Genomic DNA, 23,129 nt, shown 5'->3' on the forward strand with positions numbered 1-23,129 from the left:
TGATCTGATTTATAAAAATCTATTGCTTGATTATTTTCTTGGTAATCTTTTGATTATCATCTGCGGTAATGGTAAACATATAAGTTCCTTTTACCAATTCTGAAACATCAATTCTACCTGAGTTTGTATTCACATTTACGGTTTTCACCAATTTTCCTGAAGCATCATAGATGGTTACGGAAGCTTTAGAATATTTGCCCAATGTCACATTCACAAAATCTTTAGTAGGATTCGGGGTAATATTTACGTCGGAAGTCAACTTAATATCTGCTGTACCCAACGTTGAACTTGTTTTCACAAAATACCCTCCAAAACCTGAAGTCTGGAAGCTTACTTCCCAATATTTATAAGTATCATTCCATACAATATCGTTAATATCCGGAGTAATAACGGTTGCCGGACTTCCAAAAGATGCTATTGTCCCGGTACTGCTCGTTCCTTCATATTTCTCAACAAGAAGATTGGCCTTATTAGCTATATCACCTGGCGACGAAGGCAATTTGATACTGCTTGTCAGGTTATAGGCATCGAACTCGCTCTGTTTAAAATACAAAGTCAATTTTCCGGTTGCCGCAGTTGCATTGACAGCTGGATTCATCTCAAATCTTCTGGACACATAACCCGGTTGTACATTATCTACCCATACTTTTGATGTTACACTTCCAGATACTGTACTTACCGTTTCTTTTTCCACTCTTGAAATCAACTGGCAGTTATTAGTAAAATAATTATATCCGGCAGCTAGCGTACTTGCTTTAGTCTGATTGGATATAGCCAGATTTTTGACTTCAGCAATATTCTCATAAATCATTGCCCTCATTTTAAGATCAAACGTTCTTGGATTCCACGTTGTACCATCTGTAGAAGTTTTAGATCTGTTATTCACTACACTATTTTCCGCTTTCATGGCAATTTTTCCGCTTAATCCGTTTACCACTATATAAAATTCTTTTCCGGTTACCGTTTGTATGTTCAGATCAGAAAGGTTAATATAGTTCCAGGTAAATTTCTGAGTATCATTAAGCCATGAAGTCACAGTCTTAGTCGCAATAATGTCTCCCGGATCTCCGTTGGCATTTACTTTTCTGATTTGAATATCTATCGGAATATCTGAAGGAATCGTAGTTCCTGTTAAAAATGAGAAACCACCCAGTTTCCCGGTCAGCGTTGGGTTATACCGAACGGCAAGCGCCATATTATCGAAATAAAAATTAGATTCCGTATTGGCAATGATATAGGGTTCATCATATGTTACAATTTCAAAATTAGATTTTACACATCCCAGTTCATCAGTAACAGCCTTATAAATATCTAATTTACCATATCCCCATCTCATATTAGGAACAGTTCCTGTTGCTCCATCTATTCTTGCATTGGATGTAAGACGTGACTTCACCTGTGCAGCCGTTAACGCTGAGTTTGCCTGAAGGAGTAATCCCACAGCGCCCGTCACTCCCGGCGAAGACATACTTGTTCCCTGGTTTTTCACATAATAATTAGTTCCGGCAATAATATCCGTTGCTGCCGGAACAGAATCTGCTGATCTTGATGAAATCACATTCTGCCCTGATCCTGCTATATCAGGTTTTTGGAAACCATCAACCCTAGGCCCCTGAGCACTAAATGTTGATATAGATTCCTGTGGAGTAAGTGTATAACGTCCGCTGGTTCCGCTATACCAGCTTGCTCTTCCCATATAGGAAGCTACAGTGATGGCACTGGAAGCATTTCCAGGGCTTCCCACTACATATTCATTATCTCCGTTTTGAAGAGTGGTAGCCACTCCCTGACTGTAAAGCCAGCTATGAGTTGTTATGGGCTGAGTTCCGTCATTGGTTATTTCCAATGTATAATTCCCCTGGCAATTGGCTGTAGAAGCAGATACTCTGCTTATCACCAACTGAACATAGCGTTTATTGTTATCTGTACTCCAATAATTGTACATGGTCGCTGTAAAACCACCTCCCAATATACTATGAGCTGTTGTAGTACTTATATTCTGGGTATACTGCAGACCATCAGGAGTAGTTAGTTTTGCAGTAACCGGAGTATTATCATTAGCATACATGATAAAAGAAAATACGGTTGCTGCAGAAGTATTGCTTCCTACAGTAAAAGAATAGTTCTGTGAAGTATTAGGCTCTATATCAACTTTTCGGTGAAGATTGGCTCCATAATCGTTTCCGGCAGAAATCACCACCACTCTTCCCGGTCCTGAAGCTGTAAAGTTATTAACGGCAACTTCATGAGATGCTGTTCCGTCGTGGGCAGTTCCCTGTCCACCGATACTCATATTGACAACAATAGGTTTGTTCAGCGCTGTCGCTACATTTTTGAAGTACGTTAAAGCATTAATGGTATTGGTCGTTGGGAAAGATCCGTTTCCACCTTTTACAAAAACAATATCAGCATCTGAGGAAAAACCTTTATGTCTTTTATCTGCAAAACCGGCCCCATTACCGGCAGCAGTTCCTGATACGTGAGTTCCGTGCCCATTGGTGTCATTTTCTCTGACAAATCCTGCAGGTGTACCATCCAGTTCATCTTCAATCTGTGCTCTGGTATATTCTACCCCTGTAGAAAATCCTGTAGGAGTGGTTTCTGCTCCCTGTGCGGTTAAAGTCTGATCCCAGATAGAAACGATTCTACTTTTGGTCTGATCATCAGCTTTTCTGAAATCCGGATGCTTCCAGTCTATCCCGGAGTCATAGATTCCCACCAATACTCCTGTTCCGTTATAAGCCGTATTGTTGAAAGCACCATCCTGTAAAAGGCTTGCTCCTGATTGCGCTCTGCTTACATCATTATGAAGCTCATCAAATGTAGGTCCCATTACAGAGGTTACATAGGGAAGTTTTGTCAGTTTCTCAATATCTTCAATGGTTACCAAAGCTGTAGAAAAAGTCGGCAGCTGGCTCTGAACCAGGAATCCGTCAGATTTCAGCTTTTCCGGTTCTTTAGTGTAGATAATACACGAGTACATCGTTTGTGCCCCCTTGGAAGTTACCACCAGATGCTGATCCAGTTTCATATCGGCACGCTCCAGATCCATTACCGTTTTTCCTTTGGCAATATTCTCCTTATTTTTTAATAATAAGTCAAAACGGGAATCCAATTTCTGGACCTGTCCATAAAAACCATAAGAATACAATCCTAAAAAGGCTGCTGCAGCATTTCTAAGAAGCTTCGCTCCTCCATGCGAAATGTTTACTTTTGTAAAAAATAATTTTTTAATATCCATTTTCATTTTTTTAACAATACAATTATACAATTTTTATCTGATACAGAAATCATTCAAAACATCGACAATCATTACAAATAAAAACAAACAAAAACTCAATAATTCACTTATTTTAACAAAATATTCAAAACCTAATAATCTACTATCACAATGCAGGATTTTCTATTTTATTTAAACCTTGGATGGGAACATATTATCTCGCTGGATGCTTTAGACCATCAGCTGTTTGTTCTGGCGCTTATTGCTGTTTATTCTTACAGTGACTGGAAAAAAATTCTGATTCTGGTAACGGCATTTACGATCGGGCATTCCATTACATTAGCTTTAAGTATTCTGGATGTTTTCCGGGTTCCTTCTGACTGGGTTGAATTTTTAATCCCGCTTACCATCGTTCTGACTTCTCTGGATAACATTATCATGAAAAACAAGAAACAAACTTTAAAGCGGGCCAATTATTACCTGGCACTGATCTTTGGTCTTGTTCACGGGATGGGATTCGCCAATACAGCAAGGGTGATGATCTCCAAAAGTCAGAGTTTAGCACTCCCATTACTTGGATTCAATATCGGGTTGGAATTGGGACAAATTGTGATTGTCTTCGCCATTTTAATCATTCTTTTTATCCTGCTCAATCTTTTTAAAGTCAATAAGAAAGACTGGATCTTGTTTGTATCTTCCGGCGTATTGGCTTTATCATTAAAAATGACTTTAGAAAGAATTCCTTTTTAAGCTTGAAATGTTTTGATTTTTTCAACTGCTTATTACTATCTTTGATAATTATTAAATCATTTCGGTTATGAAGCTAAAAGTTGTTATACTTTCACTTTCTGTATTTGCTTATACAGGTTTCACCGCACAAAATATTCAGAATAACCCTGGCAGCAACCATGGAAACAAGTTTGAACAACTGGGAACTATTCTACCAACACCCAACATCTACAGAACGGCTTCAGGAGCTCCGGGACACGGATACTGGCAAAACAGAGCCGATTACAACATTACCGCCTACCTTGATGAGGATAAAAGAAATCTGAAAGGTTCGGAAACGGTTACTTATTACAATAATTCTCCGGATGACCTGGATTATATCTGGCTTCAGCTTGATGAAAACGAGCATTCCAGCATCAGAAATGCAGGCTATGACACGTCATCTGTCCTTCGCCCTTCCACTACCGATCAGCAACTGAAGGTAACGGAACTTCCTGTGAAAGACAACGGCTATGGAGTAATTCTTGAAAAAGTAACGGATGCCTCAGGCAATCCTTTGAAGTATACGGTCAATAAGACCATGATGCGTATTGACCTTCCAAAAGTTTTGAAGAAGGGGGAGAAATTCGTTTTCAAAGTAGACTGGAACTATAATATCTCCAACAGGATGAAAATGGGCGGCCGCGGAGGTTACGAAAACTTCCCGGAAGATGGCAATGATCTTTATACCATGGCACAATGGTATCCGAGAATGTGCGTTTACAGCGACTTCCAGGGCTGGCAAAATCATCAGTTTACCGGAAGAGGTGAATTTGCTTTGGTTTTCGGAGACTTTAAGGTATCTATGAACGTTCCTGCCGATCATATTGTAGGCGGAACCGGAGAATGTAAAAACTATGATCAGGTATTAACGTCTGATCAGCTTTCAAGATACAGAAAAGCAGAAAATGCTTCTGAACCTATAGAAATCGTTACGTTGGATGAAGCTAAAAAGGCTGAAAAAAATCATTCCAAACAAAGAAAAACATGGATTTTTGAGGCCAAAGATGTGAGAGATTTTGCATGGACCTCTTCCAGAAAGTTTGTCTGGGACGGAATGCGCGTAACGATTCCTGAAAACAACAACAAAGTAATGGCAATGAGCTTCTATCCAAAGGAATCTTATGGTCTTTACAGAAAGTTTTCCACAAAAGCTGTTGCCCATACCATTAAAACCTATTCAGAATTTACCATTCCATATCCATATCCTGTAGCTCAGTCTGTAGAAGCAGCCAACGGAATGGAGTATCCTATGATCTGTTTCAATTTCGGGAGAACCGAAAAAGACGGAACTTATTCTGAAGGGACGAAAAACGGAATGATCGGTGTGATCATCCATGAAGTGGGCCACAACTTCTTCCCTATGATCATCAATTCGGATGAAAGACAGTGGGCCTGGATGGATGAAGGATTGAACACCTTCACGGAATATCTTACGGAAGAAAAATGGGACAATAAGTTTCCATCGAAAAGAGGTCCGGCATGGACGATCGTAGATTATATGAAACTTCCAAAAGATCAGTTGGAACCTATCATGAGTAATTCTGAAAATATTGTTCAGTATGGTCCCAACGCATACTCAAAGCCTGCTACCGGTCTGAATATTCTTCGTGAGACCATCATGGGAAGAGAACTTTTCGACAAAGCATTCAAAACCTATGCAAAAAGATGGGCATTCAAGCATCCTGAACCTGCAGACCTTTTCCGTACCATGGAGGATGCCAGCGGTGAAGATCTTGACTGGTTCTGGAGAGGCTGGTTCTACGGAACGGATCCTGTAGATATTGCTATTGACAAAGTGACGGTAGCAACACCCGATCTGGAAACAAATCCAAAAGCAGCGGCTGAAGTAAAATATCAGGTTGAAAAGCCATTGGTAAGCAGTTTTGAAGATCTTTCAAAAATAAGAAACAGAGAAGACAAGAATATTAAATTCTATGTTGATACTGATAAAGAGGCTCAGGATTTCTACTACAGATATGACAGAGGTCAGGAAAAAATAAATACCAAAGAATATACCTCGAAAACGGAAGCAGGTCTTCCTTTAGATGCTAAGGATAAAGAGAAATTCAAAAATATTACAGCGTATCAGATTGATTTTGTAAACAAAGGCGGATTGGTGATGCCTATTATCCTTGAGTTTACCTTTGAAGATGGTTCTAAACTGTATGATAAATCGGCTGCACAAATCTGGAGATTAAACGAACAAAAAGTTTCCAAGACGTATTATTTTGATAAAAAGCTGAAATCTATCCAGTTGGATCCTATGAGAGAGACTGCGGATATTGATACTACTAATAATTTCTGGAGCAGTGCAGGGTCCGGTTCGGAAACTTCAAAATTCCAGCTCTTTAAACAAAAACAAGAGGCTGGCTCTGTAAGAGGAGGCGCCAACGGAAAAGTAAACCCAATGCAGGCGGCAGGAAAAAGCTAATACCATTTTTTAATAATAACCATGAAAAAACTCACTGCATTATTGCTGTTCATTGCAACAGCCACTACTCTACATGCCCAATCCCTGCAATTTTATACGGGCAAAAGAGACTTTCTTCCTATTGAAATCCTTATGGAAGATGGAAGTACAAAAAAAGGATTTGCTCAGGATTTTATGCTCCCTGATGTTGCTACTTTCCAGTTTATTGGAGGTAACAGCGAGAAAAGTGCTCATTTAGACAGAAAAGAAGTCAGATTCAAATCTTCAAAAGAAGATACAAATGTACAGCTGATTCCGGTATCTGATATTAAAAGCCTTATGTATACCAATGAGGATACCCATGAAGTTTTCCAACTGGATAAACGAATTGTAAAGGAAATCAATAACGATCTGGAAATGGAATCGAAAGGAAGAGTATTAATGCTTCCTTTGATGGAGAAAGGCCCGATCAATCTCTATGGTTACAGAAGTATGATGTGCAAAGCCAGCTATGGAAATAATTTTTCTGCAGGGTTTGACGGAAATGAAGACAGTTGTCAGCTGACCTATGTCATGATTTACCTTAGTAAGCCGGACGAAACCGTTGCCGTTGCTCCGGTAGACTATAGCTCATTAAGTCCTTTGGCCCTGTTCAATATGAAAACGCTCTATAAAAAGTTTTATAAAGCTTACGAAATTGTAGGAGCCGATTGTCCTGAATTCCTGAAAAAGGTAGATGAAGCCAGAAAGAACGATTATTTTTCCAACAAAACCTTTAAGGAAAATAAAAGAGAATCTGATGCAGAAAGAAAAGAGCAGATTAAAGGAAAAAAAGGTGCAGAGGCGGCAAAGATCAATATGCACTACAAAACGGAGCTGTACACCAAGATGTATAAAAAGCTTATTGATGATTATAAACAATCCTGTAAATAAGATTAAATCTAAAGTTCACCCACCCGGTGAACTTTTTCTTTTGTAAAAAATCAATCCAGAAACAGAAAAGAGTTAAAAATCAAAATGTTGTAACTTTTCAACACTCCCCTTCTACTTATTAGAAAAAAAATCATGAAAACAATTCTTTTCCTATTCATAATAAGTAGTGCTCAGCTTTTTTCACAAAAGCTACTGACTCCTGAGAACTCCGGTATAGATTCTAAATTGATAAAAGACGAAACCTCCGAAGCAATATGGTATGCTGAAAATGCAGGTTCCAAAATAGAAATGGGAAGCATTACCACCGAGCTTAAAAAATTAAATAAAACAGATCTTCTCATCAGAACCACTGTAAAATTAAAACAGGCACCGGATTCAAACTGGACAGATAGCACCCTGGTGAAAACGGCTAATTTTCTGCCTGCCTATCATTCTTCTTACAATATGATGCGGGATATGGTCCTGAAGTCTGAAAAAGATAAAGTGACCGGATATTATCTGGATAAAAAATCCGGAAAGAAAGACCTTGTAGATCTTCCTGCAGCCCGTTATTTCGACAGCAGCAGCTATGCAATGCTGATAAGGTTTCTTCCTTTAAAAGAAAATTATACGACAGAAATTTCCATTTTTGATTACAATCCCAATGCGGCCCATAAAGGAATGATGAAAGCCTACATTCTGGAAACAAAAAAATCCGAATATAAAGGGAAACCGGTATGGATGGTAAAAACTACTGATGACATCTCGGATAAATCCTCTACAACAACCTATTATATCGACCAGCAGACCAGAAAAATTGTGAACCAGGAAATGGATATAAAGGGTAGAAAAATGTATCTGGAACCCATTCAATAAACAGAGAGCAAAACAGTAGTCTCGTAGCAAGTAAGAATAGAAGCCGGAAGTTTTTCCGGCTTTCACTTTTCATTTTTCTGCCAAATTTTCACATTCGGGAATAAAAGTCTGCCATTTCAGCCACCGTTGCCCCATGGCATACATTTAGAGAATTACAACACAGAAATAATTAAAAAATAAATATATTATGTCAGTAAACTTTAAACCATTGGCAGACAGAGTTCTGGTAGAGCCAATCGCAGCAGAAACTAAAACAGCTTCAGGTATTATCATCCCGGACACTGCAAAGGAAAAGCCGCAAGAAGGTACTGTAGTGGCAGTAGGCCCTGGAAAAAAAGACGAGCCTACAACAGTTCAGGTAGGTGACAAAGTTCTTTATGGAAAATATTCAGGGGCTGAATTGAAGTTGGAAGGTAAAGATTATTTGATCGTAAGAGAAGCTGATTTATTAGGAATTATTGGCTAAGATCACAGACATCAGATTTCAGATTAAAAATCAAATTAAAAAACTATCGTTAGTTGTCTAATATCTGACATCTAACATCTAATATCTAATCAAAATGGCAAAAGAAATAAAATTCGATATTGAATCAAGAGACGCTCTAAAGAGAGGAGTTGATGCATTGGCTAATGCAGTAAAAGTAACTTTAGGTCCTAAAGGAAGAAATGTAGTAATCGAAAAATCTTTCGGTGCTCCACATGTAACTAAGGATGGTGTTTCTGTTGCAAAAGAAATCGAACTTGAAGATAGAGTAGAAAATATGGGAGCGCAAATGGTAAAAGAAGTTGCTTCCAAAACTAATGATATTGCAGGAGACGGTACTACTACCGCTACTGTTTTGGCACAAGCTATCGTAAGAGAAGGTCTTAAGAATGTAGCTGCTGGTGCTAACCCAATGGATCTTAAAAGAGGTATCGACAAAGCGGTAACTGCTGTTGTTGAAAACCTTAAAACTCAGTCTCAGGCTGTTGGAGATTCTACAGATAAAGTAAAGCAAGTTGCTTCTGTATCTGCTAACAATGACGAAACGATCGGTGCTTTGATCGCTGAAGCTTTCGGAAAAGTTGGAAAAGAAGGTGTAATCACTGTAGAAGAAGCTAAAGGTATCGATACAACAGTAGATGTTGTAGAAGGTATGCAGTTTGACAGAGGGTACCAGTCACCTTACTTCGTGACTAACCCTGAGAAAATGTTAGCTGAACTAGAAAACCCATATATCCTTTTAGTAGAGAAGAAAATTTCTTCAATGAAAGAATTACTTCCAGTTCTTGAGCCAATTGCACAAGGTGGTAAGTCTCTATTAATTATCTCTGAAGAAGTTGAAGGTGAAGCTTTAGCTACTTTGGTAGTAAACAAATTAAGAGGTTCTCTTAAGATTGCTGCTGTAAAAGCTCCAGGATTCGGAGACAGAAGAAAAGCAATGTTAGAAGATATCGCGATCCTTACAGGTGGACAAGTGATCTCTGAAGAGCAAGGTTTCACAATGGAAAACATCTCTTTAGATATGCTTGGAACTGCTGAGAAAGTAACGATTGACAAAGACAACACAACTGTTGTAAACGGTGGTGGTGACGAAGCGAAAATCAAAGGAAGAGTAGCTCAGATCAAAGCTCAGATGGAAACTACAACTTCTGACTACGACAGAGAGAAACTTCAGGAAAGATTAGCTAAGTTAGCTGGTGGTGTTGCTGTACTTTACGTAGGTGCTGCTTCTGAAGTAGAAATGAAAGAGAAAAAAGACAGAGTTGATGATGCCCTTCACGCTACAAGAGCAGCTGTTGAAGAAGGTATTGTTGCAGGTGGTGGTGTTGCTTTAGTAAGAGCTATCAAATCTCTAGACAACCTTTCTGGTGCTAACGCTGACGAAAACACAGGTATCAAAATCGTTAAGAGAGCTATCGAAGAGCCATTAAGACAAATCGTTGCTAACGCAGGTGGTGAAGGTTCTGTAATTGTTGCTAAAGTAGCAGAAGGAACAGGTGACTTCGGATACAATGCGAAAACTGACGAGTATGTTCAAATGCTTGAAGCAGGAATCATCGACCCAACTAAAGTAACAAGAGTTGCCCTTGAAAACGCAGCTTCTGTATCTGGAATGCTTTTAACAACTGAATGTGTGATCACTGAAGTAAAGAGCGCTGAACCAGCTATGCCAATGGGTGGTGGAATGCCAGGAATGATGTAACGGTCAACGACCGCAGCAAATTAATATATAAACCGCTCTACTTGTAGGGCGGTTTTTTTATATTCGTAAAAAAAACATGAAAACCTTATTAGCCATAATTTTCATAATTGTTTCACCTATTTTTGTTTTAGGTCAAAATAAAAATACGATAAGTTGTAAAATCACTTACTTACCTACTATTAGATATGAGAATACATCAACTAAAATATCAAAAGAACAAGCAAAGAAAATAGACAGTTTAATTCATCTTAAATCCTATAAAATTAATCTTAGTGATAATGATATTAAAATGATAAAGGAACTCTATGAGCAAAATGATTTTGAAGGAAATAAAATTTACAAAATTTCGGAATCAGCTTTTTTAAAATTACTTAATGAGAAAGAAATCATTATTGATTTTAATAGTATACATTCAGTTTCAGAAAAAAGTATTACAGATCTAATAAGCTCAGTGGTTGATGGTGCTCCTTTCACTCTAACAACAAATACAAAAAATAACCATTTAACCTATGAAGATAATTTTTTCGCAATGCCAATATTTAGAAAATTGCAAAAATATCTTATTTTTTATACTATTTATCATGAAATAACTTTTTGTAAAAATGATAATAAGCTTGTAAAGGACTATTTTGGGAGGAAGAATTTAATGAAAAATATAATATATTTTATGGGAAAATTGGAATCATATTAACTATATAAAACCTCGCTACCGCACGATTGTATCATATAGCTTTGGCTTTTAGACTATTATTAGAATGTTTAATTTATAATCCATAACTCTTACAAAAGAATTTTATTCGCATTAAGCGACAACTAAAACAAACCATGAAAATAGAACTCATACCCGTCATTGAAATTATAAACTATGATGAGGATTTAAATATACCAGACAATGGCCCCTATTGGGAATATCAGGATGACTGGGAACTTTACAGGCAGCTTTCGAATAAAAAAGCAGGCTTTAAAGAAGATCTTACTCCCTACCTGAAAGGCTCCTCATTATACAGAATATCTGACATTTCCCATGATGACTTACTCAAACTTGTATTGGAACAAACGCAAGAAATGAGGGAGCATGATAATGACAGGGAATTTTGTTCCGCCTTTTCAGGTGGTTATGTATTAAGAATAGATAACGAAGACAAAATATTCCCTCAATGCTGCAGCGACCTGGGCTGTATAGAAAGTTGGCAGGATCTGGTGACAGATCAAGTACGTACTTATTATCAGGGACATCCTACACCAGTGGTCTCATTTATAGACAATTTTATAATTTTCGACTTAACAATAAAGGAAACAGATTATGAAAAGTTCGTCCCTACTCCCCTTCAAACAATAGTAAAAGTAAACAGAGAAGAGTTAGTGATCGCAGTGAAAGAAGTACAGAAAGAACTGCAAGAATTTTCAGTTAAACTCAACAAAATAAATACAGACAACCAACTCCATATTGACAATATTGAAAAGTTATTAATATTTGGACAGTATGACTAAGTTGCCTCGCTACCGGAGATTAGATCGTGTGGCTTTGGCTTTTAAATTATAGTATTAGAACGTTTAATTTATAATACCACACGAAAGGATTCGTGCGGTAGTGGGGCTGGATGCAGCATATCTTATTATTGAAAGAAAGAAAGAAAGAAAGAAAAATGGCTCAAACAACATTATCATAATAGTATATAATTTATAATAGTACAATATGTAAATTTGGGTCTTACTAAAATTTATCACAACATACTGTTACTGTGCGGAACGGAAAGTATTAACAAAATAAAAACTATTCATGAAAAAAAAATTACTGTTAGGAATATTGTTCTCCATTTCCATATCTTTTAACATCAAAGCTCAGGATTTTCCACAAAAATTTGAAAAGGAATTTTGCACTTGTTTATCCGGTAAAACAAATTATACTGACGAAACATTTAAAACTTGTTCATATGAAGTAATGACAAAACTTAAGAAAGATTTTGAAAACTTCCATAGCAGCACAGCTAACAAAAATAGAGATGATTTCATGAAAGATCTTATGGTCAGATTAATAAATAATTGTGATCCTTTCTTTATTCATATGACTGATTTAAAGAAAACAGGAATAGATAAGTTTAGAAATGATTATAAAGAAATAAGTATTGATTCTCTAAAAAATAAATTTACGGACACAAAGCTTTTAGCTGATTATTTAGAAATGGCGAATTGGAATTTTGCCAATAACAACACTGAAGAAGCTGAGAGGATGTATAAAGAAATTCTAAAAAATGAACCTGATCAAATGGACGCAACTTATATGTTAGGGTTACTTTATGATGAGCTGAAAAAATACCCGGAAGCAAAAGTTTTATACGACAAAATGTATAAAAACACAGGAAATATACAGTATAGGTTATATTCAGAAATGGATTTGAAAAGGATGAAATGATGGCCACAGATTTCGGACAATAAAGTGCCTCTATCCTCGCTACCGCACGATTGTATCGTATAGCTTTAGCTTTTAGATCATAGTATCAGAACATTTAATTTATAATACCACACAAAAGGATTCGTGCGGTAGCGGAGGAGCAAAGTCCCCTGGCTTTGAGCCAGTAAAATAAATATATTTAAAACCAATCTCCGAAATCTGAAGACTGAAGACTTCGGGGACCGGGAAAAATTAATAATTATATTCAAATGATTAAGATTGAAATACATTCTCTTGCAGGACAACTTGATATTGAAATCAAAAGAAATGAAAACGGTTATTTTCTTTTAGTTATTTTATCCACATCCCACTATTTTAAAGAAAAGGGTAAAGTCTGGAACGGTAAAATAATGAGAACAGAAAAGCTTTTTGAAATAATAAGTCTTATAAAAGAATGTTACAGAAAACCATCTGTACCTACCAAAATAACGATCCTTGATGGAACATTAATAAAAATAAATTTAAATGATGAGGGATCACAAATTGCATTGCAGCTGATAGATATTGATGAAAATACAAATGAATCTGAACTCTTGCAAAATATTAAAAAGCTCGTAAACGAAGTAACAGGCAATGGATACTACTCTACAATATTATTTAGATGATTTTATGGGCTAATCTTCTGGATTTTGCCTTTTAAAATAATTACATTATCTAATACCAAAATATGACATACAACAAATTTTATTATAGTATTAATCTTAGACAGCTTCCAGAAAACAGAGATCTAGAAACTTATCTCTTAGCTTTATTAAAACTGGTGGAACAGGAAAGAGAGCAAACCTTAACTACTGATTTATTATTAAAACTCTTACATGACGCATGTAATTCTGAGCCAAAAAAATTTGATAAAGAATGGCTTAAAATTGTAACCGCACCTGATGAGGAAGATGTTTATAAAAAAATGAACAATAAAGCCAATAGTTCTTTAGAAGATATTGGAATTTATTATACCATTGCTGTTTTACAATTTCAGATTGCCGAATTACATAAAATGAAAGGGAAACAGCTCAATGATGAAGGCCGATCTTTTGGAATTGATTCTGAAACAGGAAACAGATGGTATAATTTTGATCCCCACTCTATTTTAGAATGTGGTATGCGATGTTATTTAGACTATTGTGAAGATGATGAACAGGAGTTTGAAGTAAGTTGGCAAACTTTGGGTGACTTGCTAGAAATGGGCAGAATATATGAGTAAAAATTAAACTCGGTTGTTTTATCGATGATTAACGAAAAAGTATTCAGATATGTTAATAGATTGCGTAGTAAAAAAATAGCTTTACAAAAATTATATATCCCGGATGATCACCATCATAACGTTTAATTTATAATATCACACGAAAGGATTCGTGCGGTAGCAGAGACTGGTAATATTGGATGGGACAAATTAATAACAACACAATATGGGATATTGGCGCACACTACATTTATTTGATGACAGAAAATTTTATACAGAAACGGTTCCTGCATTGAAAGGAGAAAAAGGAGACCTGACTGACGATTGCCGGGAATTTTTAAAGACTCACGTTGTAGGAGGCACATTACATCTGTCTGAAGAGAAACTGGAAAAGCTCGTAAATAAAACTGTTGAAAAGATTATTTCAATATCAAACTCATTAGACAAAACTTTCAAAGTAAACAACCTCCATCAGAAAGTAGCAAACACGAATGATGAGATGGCATTTTTTAATAATTTAGAAGGATATTATGATTTTACAAGGTTTTTTGAATATTATATCTTTAACACCTGTGCCGATTTTTTCCCTCATATAGGCCTCGGAAAAGGCGGAGTCTTCCGGAATTTCAAAATATCTGAAAAAAAACTTTCCGGTGCAATCATTGAAGAACTTGATGATTGGAACAATTTTTTTTGTTTCCATGGAATGGGAATTACCAACTGGATGTCTCATGATGATCTTCAATACCTTTATCTCGACAAGGATAATCTGAAACATGATGGCAATGAAATAGCAAAAGCCTTTCTTACTCTTCTTGAAATAGCACACACCTACGAACTTGGCTTTATTATGGGAGTCGATATGAGAGATGAGATCTTACAATCACTGCCCGACCATAAGACCGTAAGACCTGACCTCTGGAATCTACAGAATTTATCCGGACTAATATGGAGCATGTAAACCCTCGTGGCCGCATGATTGTATTGTGTGGCTTTGGCTTTTAAATTATAGTATTAGAAATATCACACGAAAGGATTCGTGCGGTAACAGGGCAATGCGTATATTTGGACGTTATCTGCAATTTAAAAAAACTGCATCCATGAAAAATATTTGCAAGCTAATTTTAGTGTTTATTTTACCAATTTTATTTGGATGTAAAGACGAAAAAAAAATACAAAGAAAAGAATTTCTAAAAATTGCAAAAATTTATTTTAGCGAAGAGTTAAAAAAGAATGCAGATTATAAATCCTTAGACTCTTTGAGAATATTAAGAATTGACACATTGTCTGATAAAGATGAATTATATGTATATATATGTCAATTATATAGATATAAAAACCATTTATTATCACAATCAAAATCGCCGAAAGATTTGTACGAATTAAAATATGGAACTGATGATTTTGGTTCGCAAATGTATGAAGACTACGTAAATAAGTTAGAATATAAGTCTGTAAAAGAAAAAGAAGCAAAATTTAATGTTCTGAGGGATTCTATTGACATTATTAAAAAACAAATAAAACATTATGAACAATTATTAGTCAAAAAAGATAGTTTAAATTTATGTATGTATGAAGTTGAATATTTTTATCAAATAACAAATAAAAATATGATTACTGAAAAGGGTGTGACAGATTTAATATTTACAAAGGATATGAAAATATATGAAAATAAATATCAGGTTATGACCGAGTACAAAAATCTTCAAAAAAAATTTCCATTTATTAAATAGAAAAACTGCAGATAACATTGTATTGGCAAAATGCAGAGCTAAACTCCAAATTATAAACACTCTTCTTTTTCACCAATACTTTTTTTATTATGTAATATAGGTTAATAAAAACAAATCCCAGCTCTCACTAGGATTTTTTCTTTATTTCTATCTCCTTTACAAATTCATATTTCTCTTCCAAAATTGGCTGTTCCGGCCAGAAATCTTTTGGAGAACACCCCAAGGCTTTAGATATTAAGTTTAGGCTTTTAATATTGTATTTTGCAGTTTTAGAATGCGCTTCAATATCTGAAATATAACTAGTGCTTTTACCAATAGCCAAAGAAAGTGAAGTTTGGCTAATACCTCTCTGTTCTCTTATTTCTTTCACTTTTGAAATTATATATCGCTCTATTTCGTCTAAAGAATCATGCATAATGACAAAGTGAGCCAAAAACAAAATAAAAAACTAAGGACTATAGTCCTGTATATTGAAAATATTATTATATTTGGAAAAGATTACTCATTAGAGTAATTTTGCGATACTTCAAAGAAATATAGAAGCTATTGCTTAGAATCTTGCTTTTGAAAACTGGTAATTTTTAATAGGAACAAGACGATAAGCAGGAAGCTCACGACCTAGGCGTGGGCTCTCCTTATCTGTTCCAATGGTATACCAGTGCCTCAAAAGCGGATATTGTAGAGTCTCATGCCGTTTTTATTTTCATGCTGTTCTGCTTTTCTACAATCATCTTTTTCTAAGCTTGCTTTACAATATAAAGTATCATGATACGGTACAATGGGGTGTACAATCCATTGCGGCTTTCGGGCTTTTAGAAAAACACAAATTCTATTATATTCATTCGGCTAGTATAAACAGGAAGTTAAGGCATTGCAGGGCTTACTTCTTTACTGCCGGGTAAAATCGTACAAAAAAATACACACTCATGAAAAAAAACAGAACAGACTTTCAATCCCGTCTTGAAAAAGACAGGAAGAAACATTACGGCTTACAGCAAATGGAAACATTTTTTCAGCTCAATGATGTGACAGCTACCAAAGAGCTTTTAAACAACATTATGAGCTATGCCTTTAAAAGAGATAGCTGGATAAAAGAAGAACCGTCTGTTATTTATCATTTTCATCAGGCGATGCGTTCATTCATCCGTGCGGGCTACTTCATCATGCTGAAGGAAAAGAAATTGGCGGTCAATACTCAGTTGGAAGATGTTTCTCCATTGGTTCTTGGCTTGCTTTCTGAAAAAGAATATCAAAATCCTCTGCTGGTATTTAAAAAAGCATTCAAAGAATACAGCATCAAAGAATTTGATTATTTTATTTCCGGGATGGTTTATTTCTCAATGGGAATCTATGATAATCTACCGGAAAGGAACATGATAAATCCATACATTCATCTAACCAAAATGCTGGATGCAGCCTACCTCATTATTGAAAGGAAAAATAAACGGACAGCGATCAAGGCAAATTAATATACTAACCGCTCTATTTTTTGTAGAGCGTTTTTTTATCTAAAAACAAATACATAAGTTTACAGGTTCTGAAAAACTCAAATACATTTCACAAAATGGAAAATAATAAAGGAACCTCTTTTACAGATGATATTTTAGACAATGGGCCATTTTATCACGGAACAAAGGCTGATCTGAAAATCGGAGACTTGCTTACTGCCGGGTTTAAATCCAATTATTATCCAGAAATAATCATGAACCACATCTATTTTACCGCTCTGGTAAACGGGGCCGGGCTTGCCGCTGCACTGGCCAAAGGAGACGAATCGGAACGCGTGTATATTGTGGAACCCACGGGAAAATTCGAAAATGACCCGAATGTAACGGATAAAAAATTTCCGGGAAATCCTACAAGATCTTTCCGAAGCCAGGAACCTTTAAAAATTGTTGGGGAAGTAAAAGACTGGATCAGATTAACAGATGAAGAACTCCAAAACTGGCGGGACAGAATAGCCCAGTTACGCAAAAATCCGGGTGCAGAAATTATCAATTAAAACAATTAACCAGATAATCCCTTCGCTAGCGCGAGCATCATGCTCGTGACTTCTTATACCTGCACATCATATCTTATTCTATCTAAAAATACCTCAACTTTTACCTATATTTGTTTCTGTAACTTACCCAAATACGCAAAACAAAACTAATAACCAACCGTTCAGGAAAACTCTATACTCAAAATGAAACTAAACGTTAAATATTTTTCAATCTTAGCTATTTTTCTAATTTCAACCTTTTCTTTTGCCCAAAAAAAGACTCCTTTTCAAATCAATGGAGAGCTATTTGAGTTTCCCGGAAAATGGGAATATAAGGATCAACTTAAACAATCCGGACAGTTTCGCTTAAGCAATAAAGAAGAAAAAATAAACTTGTTAGTCTCTGTAAGAAAACCTGAAAAATTTGAATTTTATAAAGCAGGTTTAACGGAAAAAGAATTGCTGAATGCATTTTACAAATGGGAATATGATTACTGGGCATCTTCAACCGGAGTGAAAGCCGAAGTTTCTGAAGTGAAGCGAAACGAAGACAAAAATTATATCATCTGGAAAATTATTGTACGAAACATGCCTCAGAATGATCATAAGGACCAGACTTCATATTTACTATATGCCGTTAGAAATAACAATCTGATTTCATTCAATCTAACCAACAATACAGATAAAAAGATACCATTAACTGAAGCAGAATCCGTGGAACTTCTTGAAAAGATTTATTTGAAATAAAAGATGAAATGATGACCAGGCTTTACTGCAACCATACGAAAAGATTCGTGCGGCAGCTAAGGATTTTTAAAATTGCAAAACGATTTCAAAACCATTAATACCATAAAAAACTAATACAATTTCATGAGCTTTTATTTTACGATAGGATCCGAAAAAAAAATCACGTACAGACAATTATCCGATAAATTAAAATCAGACAACATAGAATTTAGCTATGTAGAAAATATTGATGAATTTATTGATGAATATAACTGCAAAGCTTTCATTAAAGATAAATCCACTCGTGGAGTCAATTTAAATTATCGGGAACAGGAGTATTCAATCGGATTGAATATCGTTTCCAGTGAAACAGATTTTGAAATCGCATTAAATATTACTGAAGTAATATCTGAATTGACACAGTCCCCAATATTACCCGAGGATGAAGAAAATCCTATTGACCTCATTACCTTTAAAAATAATTATGACAGTAAATGGATAGAGCAGGAAAAATATGGAGGAATAAGTATTTTCATAGACAAAATTGGCAATGATGGGGAAACATTAGAAATTGGATGTTGCTATATGAATTATAAGGTAGGACCCAATATTCACAAAAAACTGGATACCCGTACAGAGAAATCTTACTATGACGGACTCGTTAGCCATATCAGCAGAACACAATTCTGGGACAGAGAAAAATATCAGATTCCCAATATCATACAAACTACCAATAGGGAAACAGGCGAAAAGAAAAATATTATTATTTTATATCAAAATGGAAAACAATTTCTAAGTAAGGCAGATGTAGTTGTTGTATCTCATGAAGAATCCAGAATTGAAATCCCGTACGAAAAAATAAAACTATTAGCTTCTGAAAAGTTTCATTTAGTAGATGAAGTACAGTATCTTGTTGACGAATTAACAGATGAAGAATATGAAAATATTTATTTGAAAGCAGAAGAAATTTCAACCCTAAAAGAAACTGAAAGTATAGCCGGGCTAAACTCTGCATTCGAAGCTCAAAAGAAATGGTGGGAATTTTGGAAATAATCCGGAATGCAAACGGCTGATCAGTAAAAAGATATTAGACTTCAATGTAATAAAATATAAAAAAACAATCATGAATTTCATAAAAAACATCTTATCAGAATCAAAAAAGAAAATATCCATTATTTTAACCTTACAGGTTCCTGAATCAGATTTACCCACTTCTGAATATGCAGGTTTTAAAATGATAAACTGTTTTGATATGCCTGAAAAATATGAATATCATTCATCAAAAGAATATTACCTCAGGAAACTTGAATACATTTCTGACGAGATCATGAGTTCTGAAGACAATATTTTATTCTGCAATAGCGAATTAAATATTGAAGACTTTGATACCCTCTCCGAAATGCTGAAGCAGCACGGATTAATTATCAACCAGGTTTTAGTACCCAATCTATCCAAAAGAAACAAAAAATTGGCTGAAGGACAGAAAGCGTACAGAGATCATAGTCGCTGGCTTGATTTTTATCCGGGAGAAATAGAGGACATCTATAACGAATTTGAGGAGAGAATTAAAAGTTTAAAAACAAAATATGAAAATACCGAAACGAAAATATTAGAGATATAAAAATCGGCCTCATTACATCCTATGTTTGCTATAGGGTTGTATCGTGAGGCTTTGGCTTTTAAATTAATATTTAATCTATACTACATACACCATACGAAAAGATTCGTGCAGTGGCAGGGATAAAACTACCACTATATTCCACAAAAGCTCCTTACTTTGTTGCACCTATAAAATAAACAATCTGAAGTTTTCCTACTTCAGATAACAAACACCTACACGCCCTACTCTTGTCCAGATAAAATACCCCTATCCCTCAAATTTTATTTATATTTGTCTCCATAACGTATACAAATGGAAAGCAAAAACTTGGTTATTTCGACCATAATCAAAGCAGTTTTACCTACAAGCAAAGAGCAGTTTTTCTCTTGCTTCACCTAGCTTTCTTTCCTTTGTACATTATACAGCGACCATGTAAATAAAACTCAAAACTGATCAAATAAAAGATGCTCTTTAACTCTATAAGCTTTGCAATATTTTTACCAATAGTATTCCTGCTGTATTGGTTTGTAACCAATAAAAATCTTAAGCTTCAAAATGTATTATTACTATTAGCAAGCTACTTTTTTTACGCGTGTTGGGACTGGCGTTTTCTATTTTTGCTGATGTTTTCTACGCTTTTAGATTATTTTACTGGCCTGAAAATGCAGGATGCAGAAAATCAAAAAAGAAAACGGTTTTGGTTTTGGCTAAGCATAAGCATAAATCTTGGATTTCTTGGTGTATTCAAATATTACAACTTCTTTGCAGAATCTTTTGCCGAAGCAGTTTCTCACATGGGTCTGCAGGTAAACCCCTGGACATTGAAAATAATTCTTCCGGTAGGTATTTCGTTTTATACATTCCACGGACTTTCATATGTAATCGATATATACAAAGGCAGAATCAAAGCGGAAAGTAATTTTGTAGATTATGCGGTTTTTGTGAGTTTCTTTCCTTTACTTGTTGCCGGCCCCATTGAAAGGGCAACCCATTTGTTACCTCAAATAAAAAAAAGACGAAATTTTGATTATTCACAAGCTGTGGACGGCTTGCGGCAGATACTTTGGGGTCTTTTTAAGAAAATCGTTATTGCTGATAACTGTGCCGAAATTGCCAACCAGATTTTCAATAACTCTGCGGATCAATCCGGAAGTACTTTAGTATTAGGCGCTGTATTTTTTGCCTTTCAGATTTATGGAGACTTCTCCGGATATTCTGATATTGCTATAGGAACGGCAAGATTGTTCGGAATAGATTTATTAAGAAATTTTGCATTTCCTTATTTCTCAAGAGACATTGCTGAATTTTGGAGACGCTGGCACATTTCGCTTTCTTCCTGGTTCAAAGATTATTTATACATTCCTTTAGGGGGCAGCAAAGGGGGAAACTGGACGCGGATACGTAATACATTCATCATCTTTATTGTCAGTGGTTTCTGGCACGGAGCCAACTGGACCTTTATTGTTTGGGGAGCCTTAAATGCTCTTTTCATTATGCCATCCATTATCATGAAGACCCACCGCAATCATCTGGAAACAGTAGCCCAGGGCAATTCTTTTCCTACGGTAAAAGAATTTTTTCAAATGATCACAACTTTTGCTTTGGCTGTATTTGCGTGGATATTTTTCCGGGCAGAAAATATAACTCATGCGTTTTCATATGTTTCAGGGATATTTTCTAAATCTCTTTTTTCCGTTCCAACTATTATACCCCGTTTTCTTACTCTTCTTCTTATTATTTTTGTTATTATCGAATGGTTAGGCAGAGAACAGCAATACGCTATTGCAAAGTTGGGAATGAGATGGAAAAGCCCGTTTAGATACGCCATGTATTATGCAATCATTATTGCCATATTCTGGTTTGCAGGAGAAGATCAACAGTTTATTTACTTTCAGTTTTAATCTATGAAAAGATTTATTTCAAAAACAGCATTCTTCGTTGTGCCATTCCTGATTTTGTATCTCATTACCTATTTATTTTATGCAGATAATGACAATTCAGGAGATTTATTGCGTATAGGATCTCTTCCATATATAGACAAGAAATACAGGGAAAAATTCACTGCGTTTGAGCATGAAATAAAGTTTACGAAGTTATCCGAATCGAAAAAGAAAACGTATAAAATCCTTACTATCGGAGATTCATTTTCAGAACAAGGTAAGTCCGGGTATCAAAATATGCTGGCCGGAGATTTTAATATTTTGCATATTGACCGCTTTATTTCTGGTAATCAAATTCAAAAATTCATTGAATTGTGCAATGGTAATTTTTTTGACACCTATAAAGTTCAATATGTGATCTTACAAGGTGTAGAGCGAAATCTAATTAAGGATATACAAAATATAGATAATAAATCCAAAATTGATATTGATAAGATTGATTCAATAATCATGCATCATAAACCTCAACAAATTAATGAAGGATACAATTTTTTTTCGCGTACCACACTGAGATTTCCTTATTTGACTTTTAAATATCGTACAGACAAGAATTATCTAGCTAACGGACAAGTTTATAATGTTGAATTAAAGACGGCATCATTATTTAGCAATCATTCCAATAAGCTGCTTTTTTATATTGATGATCTGAATAATTCCCAACAAAATAATGTACCCGAAAATGCCATCAAACTCAACGGAATCTTAAACCAATTTTCTGAAAAGCTTAAAGAAAAAAACATAAGACTTATCTTTTTGCCTTCACCAGACAAATACGACATATATTACGACTATATCGCTGATAAACAAAATTTCACCAAACCTGTATTTTTTGATAACTTTGATAAGCTCAATAAAGAGTACATCTACATCAACTCAAAAGAAATATTAACAAAAGAATTGAACAGCAAAAAAGACATGTACTATTTTGATGATACTCACTGGTCACCAATAGCATGCACACTCATAGCACAAAAAATAAAAGAAGCAATAATGTCACATGAATAAAGTACGAACGCATAACAATGTATCTCTATAAAGCTGTAACTCTAAGCAAAATATATGGAAAATGGGAATTATGGACTTTACGCTAATAAATATAGAAAAGACCCAATTTTTATAGGAAATTTCGCTATTAAAAACAA

General features: G+C 35.3%; 22 protein-coding genes. 20 read left to right on the plus strand and 2 right to left on the minus strand.

What is annotated here, in order from left to right; translation table 11 throughout:
* Window positions 1-19: 19 nt before the first annotated feature.
* On the minus strand, window positions 20-3,241 hold the full coding sequence (locus AC106K_RS18995) for a S8/S53 family peptidase (RefSeq protein ID WP_482447027.1): 3,222 nt from the start codon (window positions 3,239-3,241) through the stop codon (window positions 20-22).
* A 150-nt stretch (window positions 3,242-3,391) separates the two neighbouring features.
* Between AC106K_RS18995 and AC106K_RS19000 the strand changes: the two genes are divergently transcribed.
* The 13 genes from AC106K_RS19000 (at window position 3,392) to AC106K_RS19060 (ending at window position 15,740) form a co-directional block, all read left to right on the plus strand.
* Window positions 3,392-3,970 (plus strand): HupE/UreJ family protein, encoded by a 579-nt coding sequence (locus tag AC106K_RS19000; protein ID WP_482447028.1) that lies wholly within the window; start codon window positions 3,392-3,394, stop codon window positions 3,968-3,970.
* Window positions 3,971-4,037: 67 nt separating this feature from the next.
* Entirely contained in the window at window positions 4,038-6,422 is a 2,385-nt protein-coding gene (locus tag AC106K_RS19005) for a M1 family metallopeptidase (protein WP_482447029.1), read from the plus strand.
* Between the two features lie 21 nt (window positions 6,423-6,443).
* The gene (locus AC106K_RS19010) at window positions 6,444-7,334 is read left to right on the plus strand and encodes a hypothetical protein (RefSeq protein WP_482447030.1); all 891 of its coding nucleotides are present in this window, start codon (window positions 6,444-6,446) and stop codon (window positions 7,332-7,334) included.
* Window positions 7,335-7,466: 132 nt separating this feature from the next.
* Complete coding sequence (locus AC106K_RS19015) at window positions 7,467-8,189, plus strand: DUF3108 domain-containing protein (RefSeq protein WP_482447031.1); 723 nt, start codon at window positions 7,467-7,469, stop codon at window positions 8,187-8,189.
* A gap of 187 nt (window positions 8,190-8,376) precedes the next feature.
* The gene (locus tag AC106K_RS19020; protein ID WP_034696138.1) at window positions 8,377-8,655 is read left to right on the plus strand and encodes a co-chaperone GroES; all 279 of its coding nucleotides are present in this window, start codon (window positions 8,377-8,379) and stop codon (window positions 8,653-8,655) included.
* Between the two features lie 94 nt (window positions 8,656-8,749).
* The gene (groL, locus tag AC106K_RS19025) at window positions 8,750-10,375 is read left to right on the plus strand and encodes a chaperonin GroEL (RefSeq protein ID WP_129054448.1); all 1,626 of its coding nucleotides are present in this window, start codon (window positions 8,750-8,752) and stop codon (window positions 10,373-10,375) included.
* A gap of 76 nt (window positions 10,376-10,451) precedes the next feature.
* Complete coding sequence (locus tag AC106K_RS19030) at window positions 10,452-11,066, plus strand: hypothetical protein (RefSeq protein ID WP_482447033.1); 615 nt, start codon at window positions 10,452-10,454, stop codon at window positions 11,064-11,066.
* A 134-nt stretch (window positions 11,067-11,200) separates the two neighbouring features.
* Window positions 11,201-11,866 (plus strand): hypothetical protein, encoded by a 666-nt coding sequence (locus tag AC106K_RS19035; RefSeq protein WP_482447034.1) that lies wholly within the window; start codon window positions 11,201-11,203, stop codon window positions 11,864-11,866.
* 289 nt (window positions 11,867-12,155) lie between these two features.
* The gene (locus AC106K_RS19040) at window positions 12,156-12,788 is read left to right on the plus strand and encodes a tetratricopeptide repeat protein (RefSeq protein WP_482447035.1); all 633 of its coding nucleotides are present in this window, start codon (window positions 12,156-12,158) and stop codon (window positions 12,786-12,788) included.
* A gap of 248 nt (window positions 12,789-13,036) precedes the next feature.
* A complete protein-coding gene (locus AC106K_RS19045) occupies window positions 13,037-13,432 on the plus strand; it encodes a hypothetical protein (protein WP_482447036.1) in 396 nt (131 codons plus the stop codon).
* 62 nt (window positions 13,433-13,494) lie between these two features.
* Window positions 13,495-14,028: a hypothetical protein gene (locus AC106K_RS19050; RefSeq protein ID WP_482447037.1), complete on the plus strand. Its 534-nt coding sequence runs from the start codon at window positions 13,495-13,497 to the stop codon at window positions 14,026-14,028.
* 205 nt (window positions 14,029-14,233) lie between these two features.
* Window positions 14,234-14,968 (plus strand): hypothetical protein, encoded by a 735-nt coding sequence (locus AC106K_RS19055; protein ID WP_482447038.1) that lies wholly within the window; start codon window positions 14,234-14,236, stop codon window positions 14,966-14,968.
* Between the two features lie 139 nt (window positions 14,969-15,107).
* Window positions 15,108-15,740 (plus strand): hypothetical protein, encoded by a 633-nt coding sequence (locus AC106K_RS19060; RefSeq protein ID WP_482447039.1) that lies wholly within the window; start codon window positions 15,108-15,110, stop codon window positions 15,738-15,740.
* Window positions 15,741-15,867: 127 nt separating this feature from the next.
* On the opposite strand, the gene AC106K_RS19065 is transcribed toward AC106K_RS19060, so the two are convergent.
* Window positions 15,868-16,155 carry a helix-turn-helix domain-containing protein gene (locus AC106K_RS19065; protein ID WP_065395189.1) on the minus strand — a complete coding sequence of 96 codons (288 nt, stop codon included), beginning with the start codon at window positions 16,153-16,155 and terminating at the stop codon, window positions 15,868-15,870.
* 511 nt (window positions 16,156-16,666) lie between these two features.
* On the opposite strand from AC106K_RS19065, the gene AC106K_RS19070 reads away from it, so the two are divergent.
* The 7 genes from AC106K_RS19070 (at window position 16,667) to AC106K_RS19100 (ending at window position 22,992) form a co-directional block, all read left to right on the plus strand.
* On the plus strand, window positions 16,667-17,209 hold the full coding sequence (locus AC106K_RS19070; RefSeq protein ID WP_482447040.1) for a hypothetical protein: 543 nt from the start codon (window positions 16,667-16,669) through the stop codon (window positions 17,207-17,209).
* A gap of 95 nt (window positions 17,210-17,304) precedes the next feature.
* Window positions 17,305-17,742: an NAD(+)--rifampin ADP-ribosyltransferase gene (gene arr, locus AC106K_RS19075; protein WP_482447041.1), complete on the plus strand. Its 438-nt coding sequence runs from the start codon at window positions 17,305-17,307 to the stop codon at window positions 17,740-17,742.
* Window positions 17,743-17,925: 183 nt separating this feature from the next.
* Window positions 17,926-18,468, plus strand: coding sequence for a hypothetical protein (locus AC106K_RS19080; RefSeq protein WP_482447042.1), 543 nt, complete (start codon window positions 17,926-17,928; stop codon window positions 18,466-18,468).
* Between the two features lie 123 nt (window positions 18,469-18,591).
* Window positions 18,592-19,500 carry a hypothetical protein gene (locus AC106K_RS19085; RefSeq protein ID WP_482447043.1) on the plus strand — a complete coding sequence of 303 codons (909 nt, stop codon included), beginning with the start codon at window positions 18,592-18,594 and terminating at the stop codon, window positions 19,498-19,500.
* A 70-nt stretch (window positions 19,501-19,570) separates the two neighbouring features.
* A complete protein-coding gene (locus AC106K_RS19090; protein ID WP_482447044.1) occupies window positions 19,571-20,068 on the plus strand; it encodes a hypothetical protein in 498 nt (165 codons plus the stop codon).
* A 443-nt stretch (window positions 20,069-20,511) separates the two neighbouring features.
* Window positions 20,512-21,948, plus strand: coding sequence for an MBOAT family O-acyltransferase (locus tag AC106K_RS19095; protein WP_482447045.1), 1,437 nt, complete (start codon window positions 20,512-20,514; stop codon window positions 21,946-21,948).
* Between the two features lie 3 nt (window positions 21,949-21,951).
* A complete protein-coding gene (locus AC106K_RS19100; protein WP_482447046.1) occupies window positions 21,952-22,992 on the plus strand; it encodes an alginate O-acetyltransferase AlgX-related protein in 1,041 nt (346 codons plus the stop codon).
* Window positions 22,993-23,129: the final 137 nt, after the last annotated feature.

This window comes from Chryseobacterium sp. FR048 (genome assembly GCF_056844665.1).